A 25960-nucleotide genomic window follows, 5' to 3' on the forward strand; every position below is an offset into this window, starting at 1 on the left:
CTAATCCACGCTCTCGGCGAAGGGCAAGCGGAAAATGGGCAGCGCAAAGGGGCAGTCTAGCCACGCGCACGGCGACTGTCGAGAGGCACCTGGAAGGACCCTCCTCTTGCTCACCGACAGAGTGACCCTGCATGAGCGTGCAGTCAAGATGTGGGCGACCGATCCACTCTCTGGATGGAGCGCTCTTCACCGTCAGTCACCCATTTGACCTGCACAAACACGTGTGCAGCCGACTTGGTGGGAAGTTGGCGGGTTTCAAGCGGACTTACAGAGCGCCACGAGAATTGTGTGACTGAGATCACGCGTGTCGGGGCTGGCGGAGGGGGTCCTGCGGGTGCTTTCAGGGCATCCCTGAGGGTTGTCGATCTTAGGGGACGATGTCGGGCGGGATTGCACCGACCTGGGCCAAACGATCGGCTCGAGGCGCCGCCGTCAGTACGCGGGGAGCTTTCGTACTCCAGGACAGGACGAAAGGGCCCCGCGTGCGACCGAGCAGCGGAGGGAGCGCTGGGGTCAGCAGTTCTGGAGTTGCTGGTTCTGCTCGGCTGTCGCGCCGAACATCTCCATGTTGTCGATCTTCCACCGGCCGCCCTGGTCGACCGCGCTCACGCGGAGCATGGCGGTGCCGCCGCCCGACTGGTTGTCGGTGGTGCGGGTCGTGACCTGGTCGGCGAAGACCAGGACGGTGGCGTGGCCGTTCTTCAGGGACGACACGGCGGACGACACGACTCGGACGGTCACGACCAGCTTCTGCTGGGGCGCCACCTGCTTCACCGGGCCGAACACGGCGTTGTACTGGCACAGGGCCTTGCCGGTCAGCAGTTCGCGGGCCGCCTTCTCGGTGGACTCGACGTCGGCGAAGTTGTAGGAGAAAGACTTCTCGACGGCCTCGCGGACCTGGCCGTTCACCGCGGAGGTGGTCGCGGAGTCGACGAGCGCGGCGTCGTAGGTCACCGAGCGGGACTTGAACAGGAAGAACGTGCCCAGGCCGCCCAGCAGCACCGCGACGACGAGCAACGCCACCGGCAGCAACCAGGCAGGCCTCGACGCGGGCTCATCGGGCTCGTCGGCCTTCTGATCGCCCTCCGGGTCGGACTTCGAGGGCTTCGGCTGCTTCGTGGCCGGAGGCGTCCACTCGACCGCCGTGGGCGCCTTCAGCTCCTCGGCCTCCTCCGCGACCTCCGGAACAGCGGCCTCAACGGTCTCAACGGCCTCCACAGCCTCTGCGGGCTCGTCGGAGGTCGAAGCACGCCTGTGCAGGCCGGCCACCTTCGGGCGGCCACCGACGGGCGGCGTGGGGATGGGGCGGCGGCGGGATGGGGGCACGAGAGCTCGTCCAATCAGACGCCCGCCCGCAGCGGACCCAGCTGGCTCAGCTTCCAGCCGTCGTCGGTGCGGGTGAGCTTGGTCAGGTACCGGTTGATCTTGGTGACCTTCTGGCCGTTGTCGGGGGTCACCGTGCTCTCGACGACGGCGATCATCGTCGCGGTGCCGGCGCGGTCGTCGAGCTCGGTGATGGCCGCGTCGAGGACCTTGGACGTCGTCGCGGACTTGGCGTCGACCAGCTGCTTCTTGCGCGAGTCCTTGTCCTTGTCGATCTCGGCGCGCAGTTCGCCGGTCGACGAGTTGAGCCAGCGCTGCAGGTCCTCGTCGACCTTCTTGTAGTCGAGCGTCAGGAAGTTCGTGATGCCCACCTGGCCGGAGCGAAGGGCGTCGTCGCGCGCCGCGGCGAAGGAGGACTCCGACGAGTGCGACGCCGAGTACCAGGCCACGCCGAAGTACGCGGCATACCCGAACGTGAGCACCGCCAGCACCGCGGCGATCACCGTGAAGATCCGCACTACTTCTTCTCCTCTGGCAAACCGAGCAACTGGCCCAGCGACGTCAGCAGCGGCAGCTCCGGCGCGGACTGCTGTCCGGTCGGCTCCTGGCCCGGCTGGGTCGTCGCGTTGCCGACCGGCGTCGTCGGCGTTCCACCGTACGGAGCATTCTGCGAGCCTCGCACCGAGGTGGCACTACCGCGCGCGAGAGCGCAGTAGGCCTGGGTGTTCAGCGGCGCGGCGGACGTGTCGTTACCAGGGCGGATGGTCGTGCCCTCGTAGCCGACGGTGCAGGGCATGGGATCGAACACGTTCAGCGCGAGGCCGAAGTGCGCGGTCCCGTCACCCGGCGCCACGGTGAAGCCACCACCGACGGCGATGGGATAGGTCACCGCGATCTGCTCCAAACCATCGCGCCTGGTCACGAGGATGTTCGACGTGGTCAGCAGGTTCGCGAACACCACACCGAGGTTCGGGCCGCTCTCCTTCAGCAGCGCCGACACCTGCTCGGACGCCGGCGGCACCGCCACGATCAACCGCCTCAGGTCGCCGTCGGACGCCTTCAGCTGCTCCGCGATCAACCGCAGGTCACCGCTGAACGACCGGATCGCGCCGCCGGAGGAGGCCTGCGTGGCCAGCACGATCTTGCCGTCCTTGAGCAGCTGTGTCGTCTGCGGCAGATGCTCGGACGCGGCCGCGGTGAACGCCGCGGTGTTGTCGATCAGCACCTGCAGGTCTCCGCCCGTGCCGCTGAACGCGGTGTGCAGCTCGTCGACGACGGTCTTCAGCGAGTCCGTCGGCACCGACGACGCGAACGCGTCCAGGTTCGACAGCAGGCCGTCGACCGGAGGCGGCGTCTTGGTCGCCGACCGCGGGATGACCGACCCGGCCTCGAGGTACGGGCCGCCGTCGCTCTTCGGCCGCAGGTCCACGAACTGCTCACCGACGGCCGAGCGGTTCGCCACCACGGCCTCGGTCGACGCGGGCACCGGCGGGGCGTCTGCCTCCAGCTCGAGGTCGACCTCGATTCCTTCCGACGTCAGCCGCAGCTGTCCCACGCGGCCGATCGTCACGCCGCGGTAGGTGACCTCGGCGTTGGTGAAGATGCCGCCGGAGTCGGCGAGCTGCATCGTCACGACCTTCGACGACGACCGGAACAGCCCGACGTAGTTGGCGCTCACGTACGAGATGCCCAGCAACGCGACCAGCACGAACGCCGCGATCTTGAACTTGGTGCCCCGCGTGATCACTTGCGACCACCTCCCAGCAGGCCGCCGAGCAGGTCGCCCAGCCCCGACCCGGTGCCCTGCCCGAGGTTCGGCAGCGGGATGTTCGGCATCGGCAACGGCGTGCCCTGGCTCGGCAGCAGGCCGTCCAGCGGGGACTGCCGCGACCGGCTGAGGTTGTCGAGCACCGTGCCGAGGTTGAGGTCCAGGTCGATGAACGCGTTCGAGTAGTCGCCCTTGACGCCGTCGACCGCCTCGTCCGGGAACGGGTAGGTCAGCAGCAGCTCGAACGCCTTCGGCAGGTTCTGCCCGGACTCGACGAGCTTCGTCAGTGTCGGCTGCAACGACTTCAGGTCGGCCACGATGTCGTCCCGGCTCTTCTTCACCGTGTCCGTCGCGACGTCGGAGAGCTTGTCCAGCGACTGCAGCAGCGTCACGAGCTGCTTGCGCTGCTCGGCGATCACCCGCAGCCCCGGCTCCAGGTCCGTCAGCGCCACCGCGATCTTCTCTCGCTGCTGCGCCAGCGTGCCGGCGAGGCGGTTGATCGAGTCGAGCGCGCGGACGATCTCCGCCTTGTGCTTGTCGAGCTCCCCGACGAACGTGTTCAGGTTGCCCAGCAACGAGCGGATCTCCTGCTCGTTGCCCTCCAACGCCGCGTTGAGCTCCTTGGTGATGTTCTGCAGCTGCGCCACACCACCGCCGTTGAGCAGCATCGACAGCGCGCCGAAGACCTCTTCGACCTCGGGGTTGCGGTTCGTCTTGGCCAGCGGGATCACAGAGCCATCCACGAGCTTCCCCGCGGGCGGCTGTGTTTGATCATTTTTGGGAGGCTTGCCCAGCTCGACGAACTTCTCGCCCAGCAACGCAGACTGCCGCAGGTTCGCGAACGCGTTCGCCGGCAGCTGCACGTCACCGTTGACCAGCATGGTGACCTCGGCGGTCCAGCCGTCGGGCGCCAGGTCGATCTTCTCGACCCGGCCGACCGGCACGTCGTTGACCTTCACGCCCGCCTGCGGCACGAGGTCCAGCACGTCCTTGAACTGCGCCTTGACCCGGTACGGGTGGTCACCGACGTCCGCACCGCCCGGCAGGGGCATGTTGTAGACGCCGTCGAACCCACCGGATCCACAACCGGCCAGCACCAGGGCCGACAACACGATCGCGAGCTTCTTCACCGGGGCACCCCCGCGAGCGGAAGGGGCAGCGGCAACTTGCCCGCCTGCAGGTCGCTGACGACCTGCGCGGGTGAGTTCAGCGGCACCGCACCGGACAGGATCGGCTCCAGCTGCTTGCACGTCTGCGCGAGCACCTGCGGCACGTTGCTCGGCGCCGCCTGCTTCACCAGCTTGCAGATCAGCACGATCGGCGGCTGGTTCAGCTCGTTGATGTTCGCGCGGGTGTCGAGCGTGCCGGAGGCCGCGTTGTAGGTGTTCTGCAGGTTGCCCAGCGCGAGCGGCGCCACGTCGAGCGTTTCCGCCAGCGCGGCCCGCTGGTTCACCAGCACCTGCGTGATCGAGGCCAGCTTGTCCACATTGGACTTGAGCACCTCGCGGTTGTCCTTGATGAAGCCCTGCACCTGCTGCAGCGCGGTCGCGAGCTCGTTCAGCGCGGCACCGAGGTCACCGCGCTCGTCGGCGAGCATCTTCGACACGTCCGCAAGCTGCTTGTTGAAGTCCCGCACCTGGCTGTCGTTCGCGGCCAGCATCGCGGTGAACTTCTGCAGGTTGTCGACGGTCGCGAACAAGTCCTCTTTGGACCCGGAGAGCGTGCGCGTGGCCTGGCCGAGGTTCTTCAACGTGTCGTTGAGCGCCTGGCCGTTGCCCTCCAGGTTCTTCGCGGCCGCGTTCAGCAGGTCCGCCAGCGCCCCGTCGGCGTTCGCGCCGTTGGGTCCCAGCGCGGTCGTGAGCTTGTCCAACGACTGGTAGAGGTCGTCCAGCTCGACCGGCGTCGCGGTGCGCTCGCGCGGGATCACGGCGTCGTCGCCCATCGTCGGCCCGCCGGTGTACGCGGGCGCGAGCTGCACGTACCGGTCGCTGACCACGCTCGGCGCGACCACGACGGCCTGCGCGTTCTCCGGCACCCGCACCGAGCGGTCGACGGTGAAGACGACCCTGACCGTCTTGCCCTCCGGCACGACCTCGTCGATGGTGCCGACCTTCACGCCCAGCACCCGCACGTCACCGCCGGGGTAGACGCCGACGGCCGCGGCGAAGTGCGCGGTGACCTTGCGCCCGTTCATGCCGGCGAAGACCCACCACATGCCGGCCGTGACGACCAGCGCGAGTACGCACGCGATCGCGATGAACCGCCCGATCCTGCTGTTCGCCGCCGTTGTCATCGCTGCACCCCCGGAGGCAGGCAGCCTTCCTCGTTGAACCCGACGACGCCGAGGTTCACCGAGGGCGGCAGCAGACCGCAGATGTAGGTGTCGAACCAGCGCCCGTTGCCGAGGGTGTTCGCGAACACCCGGTAGAACGGCGCCATCAGCGCGAGGCTGCGGTCGAGGTTGTCCTGGTTGCGCTGCAGGATCGTGGTGACCCTGCCGAGCTGCTCCAGCGCGGGCTTGAGCTGGTTCTGGTTGTCCTGCACCAGACCGCTGAGCTCCCGCGAAAGGTCACGCGTGCCGGTCAGCAACGAGCTGATCGCCTCCCGCCGCTTGCGCAGCTCGCCGAGCAGCAGGTTGCCGTCGGACAGCAGCTTCTCGAACTCCGCGTTGCGGTCGGCGAGCGTCTTGGTCAGCTGCCTGGTGTTGTCGAGCAGCTTGGCGAGCTGCTCGTCGCGCGACGAGATCGTCTTCGACAGCGCGGACAGGCCGTCCAGCGCGCCCCGCACGTGCTCCGGCGAGTTCTTGAAGGTGTCGGACAGCACCGTGAAGCTGTCCGCGAGCTGCTTGGTGTCGATCTGGCCGACGGTCGTCGCGAGCCCGTTGAACGCCTCGTTCACGTCGTACGGCGCGAGAGTGCGTTCCTTCGGGATCGGGTTGCCCGGCGACAACGGCTCGGAGCCTTGCGGGTCGAGCGCCAGGAACTTCTGGCCCAGCAACGTCTTGATGCGGATCATCGCGGTCGTCCTGTCGCCCACCCAGGCGTCCTTGACCTTGAACGTCACCCGCACGCGGTCGCCGTTCAGCTTGACCTTGGTGACCTTGCCGACCTTCACGCCGGCGACGCGGACCTCGTTGCCCGGCACCAGTCCCGCGGCCTCGCTGAAGTCCGCGGCGTAGCTCGTGCCACCGCCGACGATCGGCAGGTCGTCCGAGTAGAACGCGGCCAGCAACAGCAGGGCGATCAGGGTCAGGCTGATCGCGCCGGTCCGGATCGGGTTGCGCTGTTTCATCGGCGGCACCTCTGCTGTGTCACCGGCAACGGCGTGATCGGAATGGGGTTGTTGATGACCGGCGGCACCGCGACCTGGCCGGTGCCCTCGCACAGGAAGAAGTTGAACCAGGAACCGTAGGTCGCGGTCCGGGTGATCGTCTCCAGCTTGTTGGGCAGCCGCTGCAGCACGCCGTCGACGATCTGCTCGTTGTCCGCCAGCGTCTGCGAGACGAGGCCGAGCTGCGCGATGTCGTTCTTCAGCGGGGCGCGGCCCTGCTCGAGCAGCCCCGCCGTGGCGTTGGTCAGGTCGCCGAGCGCGGTGATCGCGTCACCGATCGGCTGGCGGTCCTGCGCGAGTCCGGACACCAGCGTCTGCAACGTGCCCACGAGACGGTTGAAGTCCTCGTCGCGCGAGTTCACGGTGTCGAGCGCGGTGTTGAGGTTGTCGACGACCTCGCCGATCACCTTGTCCTTGCTCGCCAGCGTGCTGGTCAGCGACGCCGTGTGCTTCAGCAGGCTGTCGATCGTGCTGCCTTCTCCCTGCAGCACTTGGATGATCTCGAACGACAGCTTGTTCACGTCCTCCGGCGACAGCGCCTGGAAGAGCGGCTTGAAGCCGTTGAACAACACCGTGAGATCGAGCGCGGGCTTGGTGCGCTCCAACGGGATCGTGCCGCCCTCCGGCAGCACTGCCTTGGTGTCACCGGTGCCGGACTCGAGCGCGATGTACCGCTGTCCCACCAGGTTGCGGTACTTGATCGTCGCGATGACCGACGCCGGCAGCTTGCGGTCGCCGTCGATCGAGAACTCGACCTCGGCGGTCTTGCGGTCGACGACCTTGATCTCGTCGACCTGCCCTACGCGCACACCGGCGATGCGGATGTCGTCACCGGAGTTCAACGCGGTGACGTCGGTGAACCGCGCCTTGTAACCCGTGGCACCGGCCAGGTTCACGTTGGCGATGGTCACCGCGAGCAGCGTCGTGGCGAGGACCGTGACCACCGCGAAGGTGATCAGCTTGACCAGCGGACCGAGCACTCCCCTCACTGGACCGTCACCTCCGTTCCGCGAACGAGCGGCCCGAGCAGCAGGCTCGACCAGCTGGGCATGTCACGCGGGTCCATGCCGAGCTGCGGCCCGTAGAGCGCCGCGATCAACCTGGCTTCCTCCGGCGAGTTGGCGAGCCTGAGCACGTCCTGCGCCGACGAGGTGGAGACGTTGCCGGCGTTGGCCGGCGGCAGGATCCCGTCGTGGGCGACGCGGGCGGGCGAGGGTGAGGTGGAGCCGTCCTTCACCGGCCCGTCCGGCGGGTACTGCGGGAACGGGTTCGGCCGCGGCACGATGTCGTAGCAGCGGGGTCCGCGCTTGTCGGAGTACTTGGGCTCGTCGGCGTTCGGCTTGTACTTGCCGCGGTTCTGCGTGATCTCCAGCGTGATGTGCAGGCCGGGCTCGTCGGTGCCGGCGCCGAACGCCTTGCTGATGATCGGCTCGAACTCCGCGAGTCCCTTGAGCAGGCACGGGTACTCGGGCGCGTACTTGGCCAGCAGCTCGAGCGTCGGGCGGCTGGTGTCGGCGAGCGCGATGATGTTGTTCTTGTTGACCGTCACGAAGCTGGTGAGGTCCTGCGACGAGGTGGTCAGCGATCCGTACAGCGCCAGCAGGTTGTCGCGCTGCTCGACGACGGTCTTGGTCGTCGTGGTCATGTCGTTGAGCGCCTGCAACAGATCCGGCGCCGCGTCCGAGTAGACGTTGGCGACGTCCGCGAGCTTGGAGATGTTCTCCTTCAACGCGGGCAGCTGCGGGTTGAGTTCACCGAGGTAGGAATCAAGCGACACCAGCGTCTGGCCGAGCGGCTTGCCCCGGCCGTCCAGCGCCTGCGACAACGCGGTCAGCGTGGTGGCGAGCTTCTCCGGCTGGATCGCCTGCAGCACCGGCATCAGGTTGTCGAGCACGCGTTCCAGCTCGATCGCGCTGCTGGTCCGGTCCTGCTCGATGACCGCGCCCGCTTTGATCGCCGCGCTCTTCTGCTGCGGCAGCACGAGGTTCACGTACCGCTCGCCGAACAACGTCTTCGGCAGCAACCGCGCGCTGACGTTGGCCGGGATCTCGTTCACCTTGTCCGGCAACAGCGCGAGCTCCAGCTCGGCGCCGTCCCCGCTGGTGCGGATGGACTTCACCGAACCGACGATCAGGCCGCGCACCTTGACGTCGCTGGCCGTCTGCAGCTGGTTGCCGATGTGGTCGGTCTTGAGCGTGACCTTCACGTACTCGCCGAAGGCGTCCTTGTAGAGCGCCACCGTCAGCGACAGGAACATGGCGATCGCGAGAAGAAAGGCGATGCCCAGCACGCGTTTCCTCATCCCGCGATCCTCACCGTCGTCGTCGCACCCCAGATCGCGAGGCTCAGGAAGAAGTCGAGCAGCGCCGTCGTGACGATCGCCGTCCGCACCGCGCGGCCGACCGCCACGCCGACGCCCGCCGGGCCGCCGCTCGCGCGGTAGCCGTAGTAGCAGTGGGTCATGATGATCACGACGGCGAAGACCAGCACCTTGCCGAACGACCACAGCACGTCGATCGGCGGTAGGAACAGGTTGAAGTAGTGGTCGTACGTACCCGCTGACTGCCCGTAGAACTCGACCGTGATCGTCCGCGCGGCCAGGTAGCTCGTGAGCAGGCCGATCACGTACAGCGGGATGATCGCGACGAACCCGGCGATGATCCGCGTGGTGACGAGGAACGGCAGGCTGGGAATGCCCATGACCTCGAGCGCGTCGATCTCCTCGGAGATCCGCATGGCACCGAGCTGCGCCGTGAAGCCGGATCCGACCGTCGCGCTCAAGGCCAGACCGGCGACCAACGGCGCGATCTCACGGGTGTTGAAGTAGGCGGACACGAAGCCGGCGAACGCCGACGTGCCGATCTGGTTGAGCGCGGTGAAGCCCTGCAGACCGACGACGGTGCCGGTGAAGACGCTCAGCCCGACCATCACACCGATCGTGCCGCCGATGACCGCGAGAGCGCCGCTGCCGAAGCTGACCTCGGCCAGCAGCCGCATGGTCTCCTTCGAGTACCGCTTGATCGCACGCGGCGTCCACGCCAGCGCCTTGAGGTAGAACGCCAGCTGGTCGCCGAATCCGTCCAGAGTGGACAGTGCCTTGTTCGCCATCAGCTCCCCTTTGCGGGCACGACCTGCAGATAGATCGTGGTGAGGACGAAGTTGACGAAGAACAGCAGCAGGAACGTGATGACCACGGCCTGGTTCACCGCGTCACCCACGCCCTTCGGCCCACCGGCCGGGTTGAGGCCGCGGTAGGCGGCGACGATGCCGGCGATGAACCCGAAGATCAGCGCCTTGAGCTCGCTGATCCACAGGTCGGGCAGCTGCGCCAGGGCCGAGAAGCTCGCCAGGTACGCGCCGGGCGTGCCGTCCTGCATGATCACGTTGAAGAAGTAGCCACCGAGCACACCGACGACGCTGACCATGCCGTTGAGCAGCACGGACACCAGCATCGCGGCGAGCACGCGCGGCACGACGAGGCGTTGGATCGGGCTGACGCCGAGCACTTCCATGGCGTCGATCTCTTCACGGATCGTCCTCGACCCGAGGTCGGCACAGATCGCCGAGCCACCCGCACCCGCGATGAGCAGCGCCGTCACGATCGGGCTGGCCTGCTGGATGATCGCGAGCACGCTGGCCGCTCCCGTGAACGACTGCGCACCGATCTGCCGCGTCAGGCTGCCGAGCTGAAGCGCGATGACCGCACCGAACGGAATCGACACCAGCGCCGTCGGCAACACCGTCACGCTGACGATGAACCAGGCCTGCTGAATGAACTCCCGGAGCTGGAACGGCCTGCGGAACGACGCCCTGGTGACGTCGATGCCGAGCTGGCACAGCTTTCCGGTCTCCCGCAGCGCACCGGCGCCGGGGAAAGTCGTCTGCGTGGTCACAGCACACCACCCTGGCGAGGCCACGGACTGGGCGTGCGCATCGTCGCGTGAACGTTGTACCGCGCCTGCTCTTCAGGAGTGAGGCTGGCGATGATCCCCTGCTGCGCCTCGTACGGGAGCTTGTGGATGATCGACATGACCCGGTCCTTGCGCCGCCGGACCGCGTCCCGATACGGCAGTCCCGGCGTCGGTTCCAGCTGCGGCACGACACCGCGCATGTCCTCGTCCGGCGAGCCATCCGAGTGCCCGGCGTCCGCGTGGGCCTGCTCGGCGGCCATCGTGGCCTGGTCCTTCTCCTCGGACATGCCGATGGGCCCGAGCCGACGCCCGTTGAGGAACTGCTCGACCACGGGCTCGTCACTGGTCAGCAACACCTCGCGCGGCCCGAACATGACGAGCTCCCGCCGGAACAGCATGCCGAGGTTGTCCGGCACGGTCCGCGCGATGTTGATGTTGTGCGTGACGATGAGGATCGTCGCGTCGATCTGCGCGTTGAGGTCGATCAGCAACTGGCTCAGGTAAGCCGTGCGGACCGGGTCGAGCCCGGAGTCGGGCTCGTCGCACAGGATGATCTCGGGATCGAGCACCAGCGCCCGCGCCAGCCCGGCACGCTTGCGCATACCGCCGGAGATCTCACCGGGGAGCTTCTTCTCCGCACCGACGAGACCGACCATCTCCATCTTCTCGAGAACGATCCGCCTGACCTCGGCCTCGGTCTTGCGGGTGTGCTCACGCAACGGGAACGCGATGTTGTCGTACAGGTTCATCGACCCGAACAGCGCACCGTCCTGGAACAGCACGCCGAACATCTTCCGGATCTCGTAAAGCCGGTGCTCAGAGCACCGCACCAGATCCGTCCCGTTGATTATGATCTTGCCCTGCTCCGGCTTGAGCAGACCGACCAGCGACTTCAGGAACACGCTCTTGCCGGTACCCGATGGCCCGAGCATCACGCTGACCTCACCCGGCGGCAACGTGAGCGTGACGTCCTGCCAGATGGTCTGCTTGCCGAAGGACTTGGTGAGACCCTCGACGACCACCTCGACGCCCATCCGCACCTCCGCACACGCCCAAGACGCCGCGGCGATCGGCGTCACACTGGGGCAACGAGTTCGTTCGCGGCAGGTTACTCACCAGTTGGCGTAATGGCGGTTGCGCTTCGATAACGCCGCACAGGGTGACCTCGCAAAACGGTCATCCACACCTAGACCACTGCCCGACACCAGAAGAATTCGTCTCGAATGTGAATCCGCACACAGACGTCAAGCGGTGGCAAAGCTGAGCAGCCGCGAAGGCGGAGCGGAGCACGCTTTTCGGGCGGTTCCGGCAGCCGTCCAACGCACCAGGCATGCCATCAACCCGCGAACGACGCTGACCCCCTGACCAGATTGGCGGGGGGTTTGGGACCTCAAGAAGAAGCACGCGGCGCAAGGCACCCACGCACCCCAGCCACTTGCGCATACGGAACAGGAACCCGCCAACGCAAACCAACCATCCACGGACCCCACGCGCACGCTGACGCAGGCGTCCCCCCGAGCCGGGAACCCCTACATCTCAACGTACTCAGAGGGTCCGACAAGATCGGAAACAACAAAACGGGCGTGCACCCCCGTTGAAAGGTGCACGCCCGTTCAGGCACTGCAAGGCAGAGCGCCAGCCCCCGAAGGGGCCCAGATCACTTGAGCGAGATCTTGGCGCCGGCGGCCTCGAGCTTCTCCTTGGCGGCGTCGGCGACGTCCTTCGCCACGTTCTCGAGGAGCGGCTTCGGAGCGGACTCGACCAGCTCCTTGGCCTCCTTCAGGCCCAGGCCCGAGACGACCTCGCGGACGACCTTGATGACCTGGATCTTCTTGTCGCCGGCACCCTCGAGGACGACGGTGAACTCGTCCTTCTCCTCCTCGGCGGGGGCAGCCGGGCCGGCCGGGCCGGCGGCGGCAACGGCGACCGGAGCCGCGGCGGTGACCTCGAAGGTCTCCTCGAACTGCTTCACGAACTCCGACAGCTCGAGGAGGGTCATCTCCTTGAACGCGTCGAGCAGCTCTTCGGTGCTGAGCTTCGCCATGATCGGCGGTCCTTTCTAATCTCCCGCGCGAAAGCGTCGGGTGTGTCTTCGGGTGATCAGCTTTCGGCGGGAGCGTCGGCCTCGGCGGCGGGAGCCGCGGCGGCCTTCTTCTCCTGCAGGGCAGCAGCCAGGCGAGCGACCTGGGAAGCCGGGGCGTTGAACAGACCCGCGGCCTTGGCCAGGTTGCCCTTCATCGCGCCCGCGAGCTTCGCGAGCAGCACCTCACGGCTTTCGAGGTCCGCAATCGCGGTGACCTCGTCGACCGAGAGAGGACGGCCATCCATGTAGCCGCCCTTGATGACCAGGGCCTTGTTGTCCTTCGCGAAGTCGCGGATCGCCTTGGCGGCGTCGACGGGCTCGCCCTCGACGAACGCGATGGCGGTCGGGCCGGACAGAAGGGCCTCGAGGCCCTCGACGCCGGCGTCCGCGGCGGCCAGCTTGACCAGCGTGTTCTTCGCGACGGTGTACTTGGTGCCCGCGCCGAGAGCGCGACGCAGCGTGGTGAGCTGCGCCATGGAGAGGCCACGGTACTCGGTGACAACCGCTGCCGAGCTGCTGCGGAACTGGTCCGCGAGCTCAGCGACCGCCGTAACCTTGCTGGGCTTCGCCATGATCGCCTCCTCTCTGGGCTGGGTTAGACCACCAGCTTGAGAAGGCTCCGAAACAACAAAAACGCCCTCGCGCACAGCAGCACGGGGCGTTGCAAGAGCTAGGCCTCGTCCTCCCTGCGCGGGCCGCCCGTGTTGCAACGGGGCCTTCGTTCTCCTCGCGGAGAAAACCAGCGGTCTTCGGTAGAACCACCAAAGAGAGTACGCGAGTCGTGTCCGTCGAACCAAATCGGCATGATGTGACCTGTGACCGACGAGCCCGGCAAGGACCTCGCGCCCCGCCAGCCGCAGCCCCCTGCCCCTCAGATGGACCCGGAGCAGTTCAAGCAGTTCCAGGCGTTCCAACGCTTCCAGGAGTTCCAGCGCTACCAGGAAGCCACGGGCCAGGCGCCCCAGCCGCCGAAACCCCAGGGCAAGCGCTGGTGGCTCGTCGTGCTCGGCAGCCGGCTGTTCTGGCGCGCACTGACGTTCCTGTTCATCGTCATCGCCGCGACGTGGGCCTACAACCACTACTTCGGCACCGACGACCCCGGCGACATCGCCCAGGACAGCGGTGGCGTGACGGGCCCGGCCCAGGGCCTCTCCGCGCCGGCTGGCCTGCAGGGCACCGTGGGCATGTTCTACAAGCACGTCTCGTTCGCCGACACGACCCGCGCCTGCACGCTCTTCCTGCGCGACGACACCCGGCAGAAGTTCGCGAACGCCCACGGCGCAAGCGATTGCGCCGCCGCGGTCAAGGAGCTCAAGGCCAAGGTGACCAGCGTGGACAAGTACCAGCAGATCATGTTCCCGCCGGACATGCTCAAGACCCCGACGACCACCAAGGTCACCATCAACTCGTGCGAGCTGACCGTCGAGGGCGGTCCACGCCTGGGCACGTTCGTCGTCGAGAAGGTCGGCTCCGGCTGGGTCATCACCGACTGGTCCCCCAGCACCTGTGGTTGATTGGGTTCCATGCCGAACGCACTGGGGGTGCCGAGCCCGGACAAGGCCGCGTACATGGACGACGTGGCCCGCGCGGCCGTCGGCTACAAGCGGCAGATGCTCACCCTGCTGGAGCTGGAACCCGGCCTGACCGTCCTGGATCTCGGGTGCGGCCCTGGCGCGGACATCCAGAGCATGGCCGACGCGGTCACGACGTCCGGCCGGGTCGTCGGCGTCGACATCGACCCGCGGATGGTCGAGGCGGCGAGCGCCCGTTTCCACGACCATCCGCACGTCGAGATCCGTCTCGGTGACGGCCACACCCTGCCGTTCGAGGACGCCACGTTCGACAGGGCGCGGATGGATCGGGCCCTGCAGCACGTCGCGGACCCGGCCGTCGTCCTGTCCGAACTCCTGCGCGTGCTCAAGCCCGGTGGCCTGCTGCGCGTCGGCGAACCGGACTGGGACTCGCTGACAGTCGACGGCGACCTGGAGATGAACCGCGCGTTCAACCGCTTCGTCTGCTCGACGATGGTCCGCAACGCCACCATCGGCCGCCGGCTCGCTCGCCTGGCCCGCGGCGCCGGCTTCGAGGTCCAGGTCGTGCGCACCGCGTCGCCGGTGTTCCACGACTTCGCCTTGGCCGACAACATCTTCGCTTTCACCCGCAACACCGAACGAGCGATCCGCGCCGGTGCGATCGACCGCGCGGACGGCGAGCGCTGGCTGGCCGAGTTGCAGTCCGGCGACTTCCTGGCCGCGCCGCTGGTGTTCCTGTTGTCAGCTCGCAAACCGTTGTGAGACAACGCTGAACGACTCGACGGCACGGGCGAGGCTCTCCTCGCCGTGCCCGTCGGCGACCTGCCGGTCGACCAGGGCCTTGAGCTCGTCGAGTGCGGCGAAGGGAACGCCCTGTGCCTCGGTGGCACGGATGAGCATGGTCAGCCCCGTCTGGTTCATGGCCAGGCTCGACCCGCCGGCGGCGTAGTTCCCGCTGTCGATCTCCTCGGCGAACGTGACCAGCGCCGGGTGCATGTCCGTCAGCCACGTCCACATCGGCGGCAGGAGCTCGGTAGCGCTGATGCCGACGGCCCGCGCCACCGCCGCGGCGTGCAGGAAGCCGCCGATCAGGCCGTACATCCCGGAGAGGATCGCCACGTCGTACCCGGAGGCGAGGCCCGCGTCGGCACCCAGGAACGTGACTTTTCCCAGCAGCGCCAACTGCTTCTGCCAGCGCTCGTGCACCGCGGAGGAACCGCTGTAGTTGATGGACGACTCGGCGGTGCCGATCGTCTGGGGCACCGCGTACACCGCGCCGTGCAGGTACTCTGCGCCGTTCTCCTCCGCCCAGCGGGCCATCTCCCGCGCTTCCTCGGGAGTGCCGGAGGTGACGTTCACCAACGCCCGGCCGCGCACGTCCACGCCACGCAGAACCTCTTGTGCCGCTTGATGGTCGAGCACGGCGACGACCACGAGGTCGCTGGCCGCAACGGCCTCGGACGCGGTGGTCGCGACGGTCGCCGCGAGTCCGGAAGCCTTTGCGGCAGAACGGTTCCAGACCGTGGCGGGGTGGCCGTGGCGCAGGAACGTCTCCGCCAGCGCGCGTCCGAGGTTGCCGAGTCCGAGGACGGTGATCGCTTCAGCTGTCATGCGTTCAGCTTCGCCACGAGTGATCAACTCAACCAGTGACCGGAATGACCGCTTTCACCAAATTCCTGCCATAGGCTGGATCTCATGAGCGCTGGATCCGTCGCCGTGATCGTTCCCAGCGACTTCGGCGTGGCCGACCTCTACGAGCTGGGCATCCCCGCCGCCGTGTTCGGCACGCCGCAGCCCGACCTCGCCGACCCCTGGTACGAGCTGTGGTTGTGCGGAACCGGAACCGACACGCGAGGCACCGGCCCCGGATTCACCCTGCACACCACTCACACGCTCGATGACGTCGTCAACGCGGACACCGTCTTCGTGTCGTGGGTGCCGGAAGAGGTCATCGAGGAGAACGCACCCGTGCCGCCCGAGCTGGTTTCGGCCCTGCGCAAGGCCCACGACAACGGCGCGCGCATCGTGTCGCAGTGCGTCGGTGCGTACGCGCTGGCCGAAGCCGGTCTCCTCGACGGACGCAGGGCCACGGCGCACTGGATGCACACGGCCCTGCTGGCCGAGCGCTACCCGAAGATCCAGGTCGACGACTCGGTGCTCTACGTCGACGAGGGTGACGTGCTGACCAGCGCGGGCATGACCGCCGGACTCGACCTCTGCCTGCACCTGGTGCGCCGCGACCTGGGAGCCCACGTCGCCAACCAGCTCGCTCGCCGCATGATCGTGCCGGGTCATCGCCCCGGCGGCCGAAGCCAGGTCATCGACCTCTCGGTGCCCGCGAGCGACGACCAGAGCCTGACGTCGGTGCTCGACTGGGCTCGCGCGCGCCTCGACGAGCCGCTGACCATCGAGGATCTGGCCCGGCGCGCCGCCATGAGCCCGCGGACGTTCTACCGCCGGCTCCACGCCACGACCGGCACGACGCCGTTGCGGTGGCTGCTGGGCGAACGCATCGCGCGAGCGCAGGTGTTGCTGGAGTCCACCGACCTGTCCGTGGAGAAGATCGCGGGACTGAGCGGCATCGGCACGGCGAACAACCTCCGGCACCACTTCCTGAAGCAGGTCGGGGTCTCGCCGAGCGACTACCGGCAGCAAAAAGCCCCGGTGCCGAAGCACCGGGGCCTTTCACAGAACTAGTGGCGTGACCCGGCCCGCGGGCGGGTGAATTCACGCTCAGCAGGGCACCTCGCGGCACCGCCCCCGCGCCCCCATACATCCAGTATGAGGACGCGGGGGCGGCACCACGATGCACCCGTCTGACCGCGAATTCACCCGGCAACGTTCCGGGCCACGCCACTAGAACCGCGAGGCTCAGGCCTCGTCCACCAGCATGTTGCGGGTGCGGTTCGGGTCGACCGGGATGCCGGGGCCCATCGTCGTGGAGACGGTGACCTTCTTGACGTACCGGCCCTTGGCCGCGGACGGCTTGGCGCGGAGCACCTCGTCCAGAGCCGCGGCGTAGTTCTCGACCAGCTTCTCGGGGTCGAACGACACCTTGCCGATGACGAAGTGCAGGTTGGCCTGCTTGTCAACGCGGAAGTTGATCTTTCCGCCCTTGATGTCGTTGACGGCCTTGGCGACCTCGGGGGTCACGGTGCCGGTCTTGGGGTTCGGCATCAGGCCACGCGGGCCCAGGATGCGGGCGATGCGGCCGACCTTCGCCATCTGGTCGGGGGTCGCGATCGCGGCGTCGAAGTCGAGCCAGCCACCCTGGATGCGCTCGATCAGGTCCTCGGAGCCAACGGCGTCCGCACCGGCGGCCTCGGCCTCAGCGGCCTTGTCACCGGTTGCGAAGACGATCACGCGGGCGGTCTTGCCCGTACCGTGCGGCAGGTTCACGGTGCCGCGGACCATCTGGTCGGCCTTGCGAGGGTCGACGCCGAGGCGGATTGCAACCTCGACGGTGGCGTCCAGCTTCACCTTGGACGTTTCCTTGGCGAGCTTGGCGGCCTCCAGCGGCGAGTACAGCCGCTCCCGGTCCACCAGCTCGGCGGCGGCCTTGTAGGCCTTGCTGCGCTTCATGACTCTGTTCCTAACCGTGGATCAGTTCGTGGTGAATGAGCCGCGCTCGGCTCTCCCACGCTTGCTTGAAAGGTCTTGCTCAGCCTTCGACCGTGATGCCCATGGAACGGGCGGTGCCGGCGATGATCTTCGCGGCCTGGTCGATGTCGTTCGCGTTGAGGTCGACCATCTTGGTCTGCGCGATCTGACGCACCTGCTCCATGGTCACCTTGGCGACCTTGACGCGGTGCGGCTCGCCGGAGCCCTTTTCGACACCGGCGGCGGCGAGGATGAGTCGCGCGGCCGGCGGGGTCTTCAGCTTGAAGTCGAACGAGCGGTCTTCGTACACGGAGATCTCGACCGGCACGACCTGACCGCGCTGCGACTCGGTCGCGGCGTTGTAGGCCTTGCAGAACTCCATGATGTTGACGCCGTGCTGACCAAGCGCGGGACCGACGGGCGGCGCCGGGTTGGCGGCACCAGCCTTGATCTGCAGCTTGATGATCGCTGACAGCTTCTTCTTCTTGGGTGGCATTGTCCGTACTTCCTGTTATTGCGGTGTCCGCGCGCGGCCCTGCCAGCCGCAGCGTGGCCGATCGGTCTCCCCTCGCGAGGAAACCGCTCAGATCTTGGAGACCTGGCTGAACGACAGCTCGACCGGCGTCTCCCGGCCGAAGATCGACACCAGGACCTTCAGCTTCTGGCCGTCCGCGTTGACCTCGCTGATCGTCGCGGGCAGCGTGGCGAACGGGCCGTCCATGACGGTGACCGACTCGCCGACCTCGAAGTCGACCTCGATGGTCGGCTTCGGAGCAGCCGTCGAAGCGGCCTTCTTGCCCTCCGCGGGCTTCTGCTCACCCTGCGGGAGCAGGAACTTCAGCACCTCGTCGATGGTGAGCGGCGAGGGCTTGGAGGTGGCTCCGACGAACCCGGTCACGCCCGGCGTGTTGCGGACGGCGCTCCAGGACGCGTCGGTGAGCTCCATGCGGACCAGGATGTAGCCGGGCAGCACCTTGCGCTGCACCAGCTTGCGCTGGCCGTTCTTGATCTCGGTGACCTCTTCGGTCGGCACCTCGACCTGGAAGATGTAGTCCTCCATGTCGAGCGTGTGGATACGAGTCTCGAGGTTCGCCTTGACCTTGTTCTCGTAACCGGCGTACGAGTGCACGACGTACCAGTCGCCGGGCGCGTGGCGCAGGGCCTGACGCAGCTCTTCGGCGGGGTCGGCGATCTCTTCGTCGATCGGGGTCTCGTCGATGGCGAGAACGTCGACGTCCTCGTCGGCCTCGACGGCCTCGTCCTCGGTGGCCTCCGACTCGACCGTCTCGTCGATCGCGGTGTCCTCGGACACCTCGTCGTCGGTGAGGTCGGTCAGCTCCTGGGCGTCGACGCCGTTATCGGAGGTCACTGTGGATCTCGCTTCCTGATTGCAGCGGCAGCTGTCCGGCTCAGCCGAACAGCTCGAAAACAGCCGCGCCGAAGCCGAGGTCGAGAGCCCACACCAGCGCAACCATGAACACCACGAACACCAGGACGACGCCGGTGTACGTGACGAGCTGCTTGCGCGTCGGCCAGATCACCTTGCGGAGTTCGCCGATGACCTCGCGGAGGTAGCGGAAGAACCGCCCGATCAGCGAGGGACGCTTCTCCTGTCCTTCACGGGTCTTGGTCGGGCGACCCTTCTTCGCGTCCTCGTCCGAGGAGTCGGACTTGACGACGCTCTTCTTCGACTCAGCGCTGCCGTCCTTGCGGGCGGCCGGGCGAGAGGAGGCACGACGTTCACGCCGCGCCGCAGCAGTGGACGGCCGGACAGCGCCTTCGCGCTCCTCCGGCTGGTCCTGCTCGCGGCCCTCGCTCATGCCGTCCTCCACTCCACCCATGACGCTTCGACAGCAGGGGCGACAGGACTTGAACCTGCAACCTGCGGTTTTGGAGACCGCTGCTCTGCCAGTTGAGCTACACCCCTTCGGGATCTGCGAGAGACCCCCTGGCCACAAGATTGGAAGTGTACGGGAGCCTGCCCGGACCACTCCAACCAGACCGCCCAAGCATCAGTCGAGCGGCCTGTCGCACAGCCTACCCATACGAGTGCCGAGAACACGAATCAGGGTCGGGCAACTGTGGCCGATCACATGTGTCAGGAAACACGTACGCGAGCAAAAGCGCCGGTCAGGACCGACTTGCCCTCGAAAGCCGCGTTGATGTTGACCTTCACAGTTCCGTCTTCGAGCTCCTTGGTGACCTTCGCGGTGACCTCGACCAGCGCGCCATCGTCGTCGTTGGGCACCACGACCGGCCGGCCGAACCGGCAGCCGTACTCGACGATCGCGCCGGGGTCGCCGATCCACTCCGCGACGATCCGCGACGCCACGGCCATCGTCAGCATGCCGTGCGCGATGACGTCCGGGAGGCCGACGTCCTTCGCGGTCTTCTCGTTCCAGTGGATGGGGTTGAAGTCCAGCGAGGCGCCCGCGTAGCGCACCAGGTCGGCGCGCGTGAGGCGGACGGACAGCGGCGGCAGCTCGGTACCCACTTCGACGGTCACGCGTCTTCTCCCCTCACGACGAGCATCGACTTGGCGGTGGTGACGAGCTCGCCCTCGACCGTGCTGATCTCGGTCCGCACGGTGACCATGTCGTTGCCCATGCGGGACGTGATGGCGTCGATGTGCGCCACGCTGACGAGCTGGTCGCCCGCGGTGATGGGGCGGTGGTGGATGAAGTTCTGGTCGCCGTGCACGACGCGGCTGTAGTCGAGCTTCAGCTCGGGGTCGAACATGACCGTCTCGTTCGTCTTCATCGACACGACGATCGCGAACGTGGGCGGCGCGATGACATCCCTGTGCCCCAACGCCTTCGCGGCTTCGGCGTCGCGGTAGGCGGGGCTGGTGGCGCCGATGGCGTCGGCGAACTCGCGGATCTTCTCGCGGCTCACGTCGTAGGGCTGCGACGGCTGATAGCTGCGTCCGATGAAGGAGGGGTCGAGAGGCACCCGAAGAGCCTATATGCGACGAGGCCCGCCCCGGATGGGGGACGGGCCTCGTGCGGAAGCTGCTACGCGCCCGAGAAGGGCTTCAAGTCAGCGGGTTTCCTTGTGCGCGCGGTGCGTCTTGCAGTTCGGGCAGAACTTCTTGATCTCCAGGCGGTCCGGGTCGTTGCGCCGGTTCTTCCTGGTGATGTAGTTCCGGTGCTTGCACTCCTCGCACGCGAGGGTGATCTTCGGGCGTACGTCGGTTGCAGCCACGGTCCTTGCCTTCCTGAGAGCACATGAACCCCGTGAAACCCAGTCCGGGCTTACCGTCTGGCGGGGGCGGGCGGCGAAGCTGCCACCCTGGCGCCTTGCTTCCCGGTCAACCTGCGCACCGGGGGCTTGGGGGCTTGGCCCCCAAAATCATGGCGGAGTGAGGAAGGTCCGCGCTTTCCGCGGACACACCTCACCCACTCACGTAGCGGTGGCCGGACTTGAACCGGCGACACAGCGATTATGAGCCGCTTGCTCTACCAACTGAGCTACACCGCTTTACACACCACAGCCGCGATGCTCAGCACCGCGGCCAGTAGTGGAGCCCCTTTACGGAATCGAACCGTAGACCTTCTCCTTACCATGGAGACGCTCTGCCGACTGAGCTAAAGGGGCTTGCTCTTTCGTTCTTGCCGAGCGAGGAGAACTCTACAACACCCGTCCACCAAGAACGAAATCCGGGGGTGCCCTTAGTGCACCAAGGTGAGCACCGTCTCATCCCGGGCACCCCTGACCTGCACAGTTCGCGCACGCAGCCATGCCTCGAAGCGATCTTCGGAGAGCGGCCTGGAGATCAGGTACCCCTGCGCCACGTCGCAGCCCATCCCGACCAGTTGGTCGCGAGCCGCGTCGTCCTCCACGCCCTCCGCCACGACCACGAGACCGAGCGAGTGCCCGAGCTCCACGATCGACCGGACCACGGCCATGTCGCCGAGATCCGTGCCCATCCCGAGCACGAACGACTTGTCGATCTTCACCTCGTCCACCGGCAGCTGTCGCAGGTACGCCAGTGACGAGTAGCCGGTGCCGAAGTCGTCGACCGCCAGCACGACACCGATCGCGTGCAGGCGCCGCAGCACCGGCAGAGCGCGCTCGGGATCGGCCATGACGCCCGATTCGGTGAGCTCGAAGGTCAGCAGCCCGGACGGCACGTCGTGGCGTTCCAGGGCGGCCGCGACGCGGTTCGGGAAGTCCTCGTCGCCCAGCGTCCGCACGGACAGGTTCACCGCGATGGACATCCGCAGCCCGCGGTCGAGCCAGCGCCGCACGCGTTCCAGCGCCCTGTCCATCACGAAGTCCGTCAGCACGTCCACGAGACCGGTGGCCTCGACGGCCGGCACGAACTCGTCCGGGTCGACGCGGCCGAACTCCGGATGTGTCCAGCGCACCAACGCTTCGGCGCCCACGACCTGACGCGACGGCAGCGCGACCTTCGGCTGGTAGTGCACCGAGATCTGGCCGGTCTCGACGGCCTGGCGGAACTGCGTCACGAGCTGGAAGCGGCGCAGGAAGATCTGGCCCATCGACGGCGAGTAGGCCTTGACCGGGGTGCCTTCCGACGTGGCGCGCACGGCGACGTCCGCCCGCTGCAGCAACGCGTCCGGGTCCAGGTCCTCCGTCTCGGAGTCCGCCTTGGACGCGTACCCGACGACCGCGGAAGCCTCGACCGTGAGCCGATCGACGGGATACGGCACGGAAAGTCCGGCGCGCAGCTTCTCGGCCGTCTCGTGCGCGGTCGCGGCGCGCGAGTCGTCGAGGAACGCCGCGAACGCGCCGCCCTCCAACCGCGCCAGCGGCACGTCGGCGCCGAGGGCGTCGCGCAGCCTGCGTCCCGCCGCGACGACCATGCGGTTGCCCCAGGCCTGGCCCAGCGCGTCGGACACCGTCGACAGGATGTCGAGGTCGATCCGCAGCACCACTCCCCGCTGGGAGTCGCGCAACGGCTCGGCGCACGCCTCGCGGAAGCCCGGCCGGTTCAGCAGGCCGGTCAGCGGGTCGTGGTAGGCGTCGTGCCGCAGCCTGGCCAGCAGGCGCCGGTTGTCGACGGCAGTCGCGAGGTGCGAGGCCAGCGTGCGCAGCAGCTGGATGTCCGCCTTGCCGAAGCCGCGCCAGCGGGACAGCCGGTCGTGCGCCTCGACGGCGCCGAGCAGCTGGGTCGCGCCGCGCAACGGGACGACCAGCGCCTCCTGCGCTTCGCGGCGGAGCAGGGCCTCGGTGACGTCCTCGGTCGCGTCGGCCACGCGGTAGTAGCGGACGTGTGTGCCGGGCAGCTGCAGGATCGGGTCCTCGCGCACGGCTCGCGGGTCGGTCGCCGTCATCTCGTCCGGCAGCGGTTCGCCGGCGACGAGGGTGATCATGGCTTCCTGCGGGTCTGTGCGCAGGCGCAGCACGACGCGGTTGGCGTTGAGCTGCTCGCGGATGCGTTCCGCGATCTGCTGCCACTCGTCCTCCTCGACGCCCGTCGTCAGGTCGTCGTCCGGCTGGCGCGGGCCGGTGCCGTGCTGTCCCGACCTCGCGACGCGGAGGCTGACCTCGCTCAACGCCTCGAGGTCGCGCTGTTCGCGCAGCAGTCCCGAGTAGGCGAGGTAGGTGGCCACGATGCCCGCGAGCACGAGGATGATCAGGACGCCGCCCCACTCGGTGGTGGAGACGATCTGGTAGCCGACGAGGCCGGCCGAGGTGTTCAGCAGCGCCACGACGAGCGTCTGCAGCACGAGACGGACGCTGTTGCCGACGCGCATCGACTTGCCCATGAGCCGCAACGCGCAGAGGCCCAGCACGCTCGCGAGCAGCGGCACGGCGATCGTGCCGACGAACGGTCCCGCCCAGAACGGCCCGTTCTCGCCGACCATCTTGTCGACGGCTTCCTTCACCGCGAACGCGACCGAGATCTCCATGAACATGAGGCCCGCGTTGTAGACGGCGCGGTCGAGGATCCGTCTGCCGAGTAACGTGCCCACGCCCGCGACGACGTGCGCGGCGAGCACGACCTCGAACGGGGCCACGAGCAGGCCCAGCACCAGCGGGATCTCGGTGAAGGAGATCGTCCACGCGACGCCGCTGCGGACGTCGACGTTGATCGCGAGCTGCTCGGCCAGCAGGAAGCCGACGACGAGCAGGGGTCCGATCCAGAAGAGAGAGGTGTTCTCCTTGTCGGGGAGCCAGGCCGCGACCATGCCCGCGCAGACGACGCCGGCCACCAGGAGGGTGACGGCGAACGCGCTGAACGCTCGGTTGGTCGACTTGGCCGACCAGGCGGCCGAGTCCGACACGGGGGCCGACGCTCGGTCGGACATCCAGCCTCCTCGTCGGCCTGGGGTGAGGGAACCTCAAGGCGTGACTGAGGGGTCCCGCACTTGGCGATCAGGACCCCTCCAGGGGCACCAATGTACCCCGCTCGGGGGACGAAATGGCAGGTCGAGCACCCCGCGTGACCCCGATTCACCCAGACGTGGCTACACGCTCAGGTGTCCCCGGAGCACCGTCACGGCCTGCCCCGAGAGCAGTACGCGATCTTGGGCGAGGGTCGCCCGCACGAGCCCTCCGCGCGGCGACGCCTGCTCCGCCAGCAGGTCAGCGCGCTGAAGCCGAGGTACCCAATAGGACGCCAGGGTGCAGTGGGCCGAACCGGTGACGGGGTCCTCCGGGATGCCGGCGGCGGGATAAAAACAGCGACTCACGATGTCCGCCTCGCCATCTCCGACGGCCGTCACGATTACTCCGCGTGACGAGATCTGTGTCAGTCCTTGGACATCGGGTCGCAAGGAGCGGACCTCTGCGGCGCTTTCCAACTCGATCAGGTAGTCGAAGCGTCCAAGCGACACGGACTTGATCGTCGCATGTGGCAGCGCTTCTACTAGTCCGATTGGCGGGTCAGTCAACTCTGGCGGGTCCGCGGGGAAGTCCATCCGGACCCACCCATCGTCGTTCACGCATGTGAGGACGCCACTACGCGTGGTGAACTTCTGCTCTCCGCCCAGCACGTGCGCGGTGGCGAGCGTGGCGTGCCCGCAGAGGTCCACCTCCAGCTCCGGCGTGAACCAGCGGAGGTGGTTGTCGGGGGTGACGAACGCCGTTTCGGCGTGCTTCATCTCGGCTGCGACGCTCTGCATCCAGGCGTCGTCGCGAGGCTCGGTCAGAAGCACCACACCAGCCGGGTTGCCCGCGAAGGGCTTGCTGGTGAACGAATCCACTACGTAGATCTCCACGCACCCGACCCTGCCATGTTCAGATGAGGTCGTGACGCCCAATTTCTCGTACCGCGAGGTGGATGAGGACTCCCTGCTGCCGACCTGGTCAGCGCTGCGGGTGCACAGCCTGAACTGGCAGCCCGGCTGCGACCTGCCCGCCCTGCTCGACGAGTGGGAGACCCGGCTCACCGGCGTGGACGACCCGGACACCGCGGCGATCGTGACGCTGCCGAGCCACGAGATCGCCGACGCGCTGCCGCTCATCCGGCACGGCTTCGCGCCGTTGGTCGTGATCGCCGAGCGCCGCGCGGGTCATCCTGTTGCCCACAAGCAGACGGACGTGCGCATCCGGCGCGCGACGCACGCCGATCTGGACGTCGCGGTCGAGCTCAACCTCAACACCATCAGGTACGACGCCGCGTTCGGCATGGTCTCCGAACGCCCGAACAGCGCGCAGCACCTGCGGACGGCGCTGACGGAGGTGTTAGACCGCCCGACGGAGTCGATGTGGCTCGCGGTCCGCGGCGACACACCCGTCGGCATGGTCTACGTCGACATGCCGCAGGACGCGCTGTGGGTCGAGCGGTACGCGACCGGCCGCCCGTTCGCGTACCTCGGCCATCTCGGCGTACGTCCCGACGCTCGTCGCAGTGGAGCGGGCAGCGCGCTCGTGGCGCACGTGCACGACGTGCTCGACCGCTCCGGCGTGGCATCGACGCTCCTCCACCACGCTCTGCCGAACCCGCGCTCCACGCCGTTCTGGTACTCGCACGGGTACCGGCCGAGCTGGACGCTGTGGGTCCGCCGACCGGCTTTGCGATCTTTCCCCGGCGTGTCTTCGTGACCCGAACGGCCTAGTGGGAGATGCTGACCTCGTTCGCACGAGTGAAGAACCCAAACGAGCCCGTACTTGTGGAACGAATCCGGCCTCTATTACGACAAAGGGGTTAAGCGGATTCGGACACCACACCTGGGGGGTCGAGATGGAACTCAGCGGAAGAGCAAGGTCGATGCTGCGGGCTGTCGCGGCGGGACGTGCCGAGGTCACCGGCGGGACGGAGCCAGAGCTGTACGTCGACGGTTTGCCCTGCTGCGACCAGATGGCGACGCACGACCTCGTGCACGCGGGACTGCTGCGCCCCACGCAGCCGACATCGTTCGGCCGGCGGGTCTGCGCGGAACTGACCGACGACGGCCGGGCGGCACTCGCCGCCAGTTGACCGGCGTGTTGATCGCCCAGT

The 25960-nt window shown here is 67.6% G+C and carries 28 protein-coding genes and 3 tRNA genes; 5 read left to right on the top strand and 26 right to left on the bottom strand.

The window, feature by feature from the left end; genetic code table 11:
• Positions 1-513 precede the first annotated feature (513 nt).
• From JOD27_RS17725 to rplJ, 13 genes are all read right to left on the bottom strand, one after another.
• A complete protein-coding gene (locus JOD27_RS17725; protein WP_204763299.1) occupies positions 514-1326 on the bottom strand; it encodes a hypothetical protein in 813 nt (270 codons plus the stop codon).
• A 14-nt stretch (positions 1327-1340) separates the two neighbouring features.
• The gene (locus JOD27_RS17730) at positions 1341-1841 is read right to left on the bottom strand and encodes an Rv1363c family protein (RefSeq protein WP_204763300.1); all 501 of its coding nucleotides are present in this window, start codon (positions 1839-1841) and stop codon (positions 1341-1343) included.
• Entirely contained in the window at positions 1841-3070 is a 1230-nt protein-coding gene (locus JOD27_RS17735; protein WP_204763301.1) for an MCE family protein, read from the bottom strand. The genes JOD27_RS17730 and JOD27_RS17735 overlap by 1 nt, the downstream gene beginning before the upstream one ends.
• A complete protein-coding gene (locus JOD27_RS17740) occupies positions 3067-4221 on the bottom strand; it encodes an MCE family protein (RefSeq protein ID WP_204763302.1) in 1155 nt (384 codons plus the stop codon). The genes JOD27_RS17735 and JOD27_RS17740 overlap by 4 nt, the downstream gene beginning before the upstream one ends.
• Positions 4218-5384, bottom strand: a complete 1167-nt coding sequence (locus JOD27_RS17745) for an MCE family protein (protein WP_204763303.1) — start codon at positions 5382-5384, stop codon at positions 4218-4220. Before JOD27_RS17745 ends, JOD27_RS17740 begins: the two co-directional genes overlap by 4 nt.
• Positions 5381-6382 carry an MCE family protein gene (locus JOD27_RS17750; RefSeq protein WP_204763304.1) on the bottom strand — a complete coding sequence of 334 codons (1002 nt, stop codon included), beginning with the start codon at positions 6380-6382 and terminating at the stop codon, positions 5381-5383. The genes JOD27_RS17745 and JOD27_RS17750 overlap by 4 nt, the downstream gene beginning before the upstream one ends.
• Positions 6379-7410 carry an MCE family protein gene (locus JOD27_RS17755; RefSeq protein WP_204763305.1) on the bottom strand — a complete coding sequence of 344 codons (1032 nt, stop codon included), beginning with the start codon at positions 7408-7410 and terminating at the stop codon, positions 6379-6381. The genes JOD27_RS17750 and JOD27_RS17755 overlap by 4 nt, the downstream gene beginning before the upstream one ends.
• Positions 7407-8723 (bottom strand): MCE family protein, encoded by a 1317-nt coding sequence (locus JOD27_RS17760; RefSeq protein ID WP_204763306.1) that lies wholly within the window; start codon positions 8721-8723, stop codon positions 7407-7409. The genes JOD27_RS17755 and JOD27_RS17760 overlap by 4 nt, the downstream gene beginning before the upstream one ends.
• Positions 8720-9529 (bottom strand): MlaE family ABC transporter permease, encoded by an 810-nt coding sequence (locus tag JOD27_RS17765; protein WP_189253668.1) that lies wholly within the window; start codon positions 9527-9529, stop codon positions 8720-8722. The genes JOD27_RS17760 and JOD27_RS17765 overlap by 4 nt, the downstream gene beginning before the upstream one ends.
• Positions 9529-10314 (bottom strand): MlaE family ABC transporter permease, encoded by a 786-nt coding sequence (locus JOD27_RS17770; RefSeq protein WP_204763307.1) that lies wholly within the window; start codon positions 10312-10314, stop codon positions 9529-9531. The genes JOD27_RS17765 and JOD27_RS17770 overlap by 1 nt, the downstream gene beginning before the upstream one ends.
• Positions 10311-11366 (bottom strand): ABC transporter ATP-binding protein, encoded by a 1056-nt coding sequence (locus tag JOD27_RS17775; RefSeq protein ID WP_204763308.1) that lies wholly within the window; start codon positions 11364-11366, stop codon positions 10311-10313. Before JOD27_RS17775 ends, JOD27_RS17770 begins: the two co-directional genes overlap by 4 nt.
• Positions 11367-11989: 623 nt before the next feature.
• Positions 11990-12376, bottom strand: a complete 387-nt coding sequence (rplL, locus tag JOD27_RS17780; RefSeq protein ID WP_204763309.1) for a 50S ribosomal protein L7/L12 — start codon at positions 12374-12376, stop codon at positions 11990-11992.
• Positions 12377-12432: 56 nt separating this feature from the next.
• Positions 12433-12987, bottom strand: coding sequence for a 50S ribosomal protein L10 (gene rplJ / locus JOD27_RS17785; protein ID WP_189253664.1), 555 nt, complete (start codon positions 12985-12987; stop codon positions 12433-12435).
• 243 nt (positions 12988-13230) lie between these two features.
• Here rplJ and JOD27_RS17790 point away from each other — a divergent pair, with 243 nt between their 5' ends.
• Together JOD27_RS17790 and JOD27_RS17795 are read left to right on the top strand one after the other, a co-directional pair.
• On the top strand, positions 13231-13929 hold the full coding sequence (locus JOD27_RS17790; protein ID WP_204763310.1) for a hypothetical protein: 699 nt from the start codon (positions 13231-13233) through the stop codon (positions 13927-13929).
• Between the two features lie 9 nt (positions 13930-13938).
• A complete protein-coding gene (locus JOD27_RS17795) occupies positions 13939-14709 on the top strand; it encodes a methyltransferase domain-containing protein (RefSeq protein WP_204763311.1) in 771 nt (256 codons plus the stop codon).
• Here the strand turns inward: JOD27_RS17795 and JOD27_RS17800 are convergent.
• A complete protein-coding gene (locus tag JOD27_RS17800) occupies positions 14689-15558 on the bottom strand; it encodes an NAD(P)-dependent oxidoreductase (protein ID WP_204763312.1) in 870 nt (289 codons plus the stop codon). The two genes, JOD27_RS17795 and JOD27_RS17800, sit on opposite strands and share 21 nt — an antisense overlap.
• An 84-nt stretch (positions 15559-15642) precedes the next feature.
• On the opposite strand from JOD27_RS17800, the gene JOD27_RS17805 reads away from it, so the two are divergent.
• Positions 15643-16644: a GlxA family transcriptional regulator gene (locus JOD27_RS17805; RefSeq protein ID WP_204763313.1), complete on the top strand. Its 1002-nt coding sequence runs from the start codon at positions 15643-15645 to the stop codon at positions 16642-16644.
• A 174-nt stretch (positions 16645-16818) separates the two neighbouring features.
• On the opposite strand, the gene rplA is transcribed toward JOD27_RS17805, so the two are convergent.
• The 12 genes from rplA to JOD27_RS17865 form a co-directional block, all read right to left on the bottom strand.
• The gene (gene rplA, locus JOD27_RS17810) at positions 16819-17529 is read right to left on the bottom strand and encodes a 50S ribosomal protein L1 (RefSeq protein ID WP_109628839.1); all 711 of its coding nucleotides are present in this window, start codon (positions 17527-17529) and stop codon (positions 16819-16821) included.
• Positions 17530-17608: 79 nt separating this feature from the next.
• Positions 17609-18043, bottom strand: coding sequence for a 50S ribosomal protein L11 (gene rplK / locus JOD27_RS17815; RefSeq protein ID WP_030473500.1), 435 nt, complete (start codon positions 18041-18043; stop codon positions 17609-17611).
• A gap of 87 nt (positions 18044-18130) precedes the next feature.
• On the bottom strand, positions 18131-18916 hold the full coding sequence (nusG, locus tag JOD27_RS17820) for a transcription termination/antitermination protein NusG (protein WP_204763314.1): 786 nt from the start codon (positions 18914-18916) through the stop codon (positions 18131-18133).
• Between the two features lie 40 nt (positions 18917-18956).
• A complete protein-coding gene (gene secE, locus JOD27_RS17825) occupies positions 18957-19367 on the bottom strand; it encodes a preprotein translocase subunit SecE (protein WP_189253656.1) in 411 nt (136 codons plus the stop codon).
• A 34-nt stretch (positions 19368-19401) separates the two neighbouring features.
• Positions 19402-19474 (bottom strand) — tRNA-Trp (locus tag JOD27_RS17830).
• 171 nt (positions 19475-19645) lie between these two features.
• On the bottom strand, positions 19646-20053 hold the full coding sequence (locus JOD27_RS17835) for a MaoC/PaaZ C-terminal domain-containing protein (RefSeq protein WP_204763315.1): 408 nt from the start codon (positions 20051-20053) through the stop codon (positions 19646-19648).
• Positions 20050-20499, bottom strand: coding sequence for a MaoC family dehydratase N-terminal domain-containing protein (locus tag JOD27_RS17840; protein WP_204763316.1), 450 nt, complete (start codon positions 20497-20499; stop codon positions 20050-20052). Before JOD27_RS17840 ends, JOD27_RS17835 begins: the two co-directional genes overlap by 4 nt.
• A gap of 87 nt (positions 20500-20586) precedes the next feature.
• A complete protein-coding gene (rpmG, locus tag JOD27_RS17845) occupies positions 20587-20751 on the bottom strand; it encodes a 50S ribosomal protein L33 (protein ID WP_015105301.1) in 165 nt (54 codons plus the stop codon).
• 203 nt (positions 20752-20954) lie between these two features.
• Positions 20955-21027 (bottom strand) — tRNA-Met (locus JOD27_RS17850).
• A gap of 41 nt (positions 21028-21068) precedes the next feature.
• Positions 21069-21144: transfer RNA gene (locus tag JOD27_RS17855), tRNA-Thr, on the bottom strand.
• A gap of 74 nt (positions 21145-21218) precedes the next feature.
• Complete coding sequence (locus tag JOD27_RS17860) at positions 21219-23825, bottom strand: putative bifunctional diguanylate cyclase/phosphodiesterase (protein WP_204763317.1); 2607 nt, start codon at positions 23823-23825, stop codon at positions 21219-21221.
• 159 nt (positions 23826-23984) lie between these two features.
• Positions 23985-24737 (bottom strand): PhzF family phenazine biosynthesis protein, encoded by a 753-nt coding sequence (locus JOD27_RS17865; protein ID WP_204763318.1) that lies wholly within the window; start codon positions 24735-24737, stop codon positions 23985-23987.
• A 31-nt stretch (positions 24738-24768) separates the two neighbouring features.
• Between JOD27_RS17865 and JOD27_RS46660 the strand changes: the two genes are divergently transcribed.
• On the top strand, positions 24769-25563 hold the full coding sequence (locus JOD27_RS46660) for a GNAT family N-acetyltransferase (RefSeq protein WP_204763319.1): 795 nt from the start codon (positions 24769-24771) through the stop codon (positions 25561-25563).
• A 166-nt stretch (positions 25564-25729) separates the two neighbouring features.
• Positions 25730-25939 carry a hypothetical protein gene (locus JOD27_RS17875; protein ID WP_239567185.1) on the top strand — a complete coding sequence of 70 codons (210 nt, stop codon included), beginning with the start codon at positions 25730-25732 and terminating at the stop codon, positions 25937-25939.
• The last annotated feature ends 21 nt before the right edge of the window (positions 25940-25960 follow it).

It is taken from the genome of Lentzea nigeriaca (assembly GCF_016907955.1).
Taxonomy (GTDB): domain Bacteria; phylum Actinomycetota; class Actinomycetes; order Mycobacteriales; family Pseudonocardiaceae; genus Lentzea; species Lentzea nigeriaca.

What these genes read in the sequence shown, in the direction of transcription:
- JOD27_RS17875 (WP_239567185.1), top strand. Translation starts at nt 25,730, where the DNA reads ATGCTGCGGGCTGTCGCGGCGGGACGTGCCGAGGTCACCGGCGGGACG.
- rplJ (WP_189253664.1), bottom strand. Translation starts at nt 12,987, where the DNA reads ATGGCGAAGCCCAGCAAGGTTACGGCGGTCGCTGAGCTCGCGGACCAG.
- JOD27_RS17745 (WP_204763303.1), bottom strand. Translation starts at nt 5,384, where the DNA reads ATGACAACGGCGGCGAACAGCAGGATCGGGCGGTTCATCGCGATCGCG.
- JOD27_RS17760 (WP_204763306.1), bottom strand. Translation starts at nt 8,723, where the DNA reads ATGAGGAAACGCGTGCTGGGCATCGCCTTTCTTCTCGCGATCGCCATG.
- JOD27_RS17805 (WP_204763313.1), top strand. Translation starts at nt 15,643, where the DNA reads ATGAGCGCTGGATCCGTCGCCGTGATCGTTCCCAGCGACTTCGGCGTG.
- JOD27_RS17750 (WP_204763304.1), bottom strand. Translation starts at nt 6,382, where the DNA reads ATGAAACAGCGCAACCCGATCCGGACCGGCGCGATCAGCCTGACCCTG.
- rplK (WP_030473500.1), bottom strand. Translation starts at nt 18,043, where the DNA reads ATGCCACCCAAGAAGAAGAAGCTGTCAGCGATCATCAAGCTGCAGATC.
- JOD27_RS17775 (WP_204763308.1), bottom strand. Translation starts at nt 11,366, where the DNA reads ATGGGCGTCGAGGTGGTCGTCGAGGGTCTCACCAAGTCCTTCGGCAAG.
- rplA (WP_109628839.1), bottom strand. Translation starts at nt 17,529, where the DNA reads ATGAAGCGCAGCAAGGCCTACAAGGCCGCCGCCGAGCTGGTGGACCGG.
- JOD27_RS17765 (WP_189253668.1), bottom strand. Translation starts at nt 9,529, where the DNA reads ATGGCGAACAAGGCACTGTCCACTCTGGACGGATTCGGCGACCAGCTG.
- JOD27_RS17795 (WP_204763311.1), top strand. Translation starts at nt 13,939, where the DNA reads ATGCCGAACGCACTGGGGGTGCCGAGCCCGGACAAGGCCGCGTACATG.
- secE (WP_189253656.1), bottom strand. Translation starts at nt 19,367, where the DNA reads ATGAGCGAGGGCCGCGAGCAGGACCAGCCGGAGGAGCGCGAAGGCGCT.
- JOD27_RS17860 (WP_204763317.1), bottom strand. Translation starts at nt 23,825, where the DNA reads ATGTCCGACCGAGCGTCGGCCCCCGTGTCGGACTCGGCCGCCTGGTCG.
- JOD27_RS17800 (WP_204763312.1), bottom strand. Translation starts at nt 15,558, where the DNA reads ATGACAGCTGAAGCGATCACCGTCCTCGGACTCGGCAACCTCGGACGC.
- rplL (WP_204763309.1), bottom strand. Translation starts at nt 12,376, where the DNA reads ATGGCGAAGCTCAGCACCGAAGAGCTGCTCGACGCGTTCAAGGAGATG.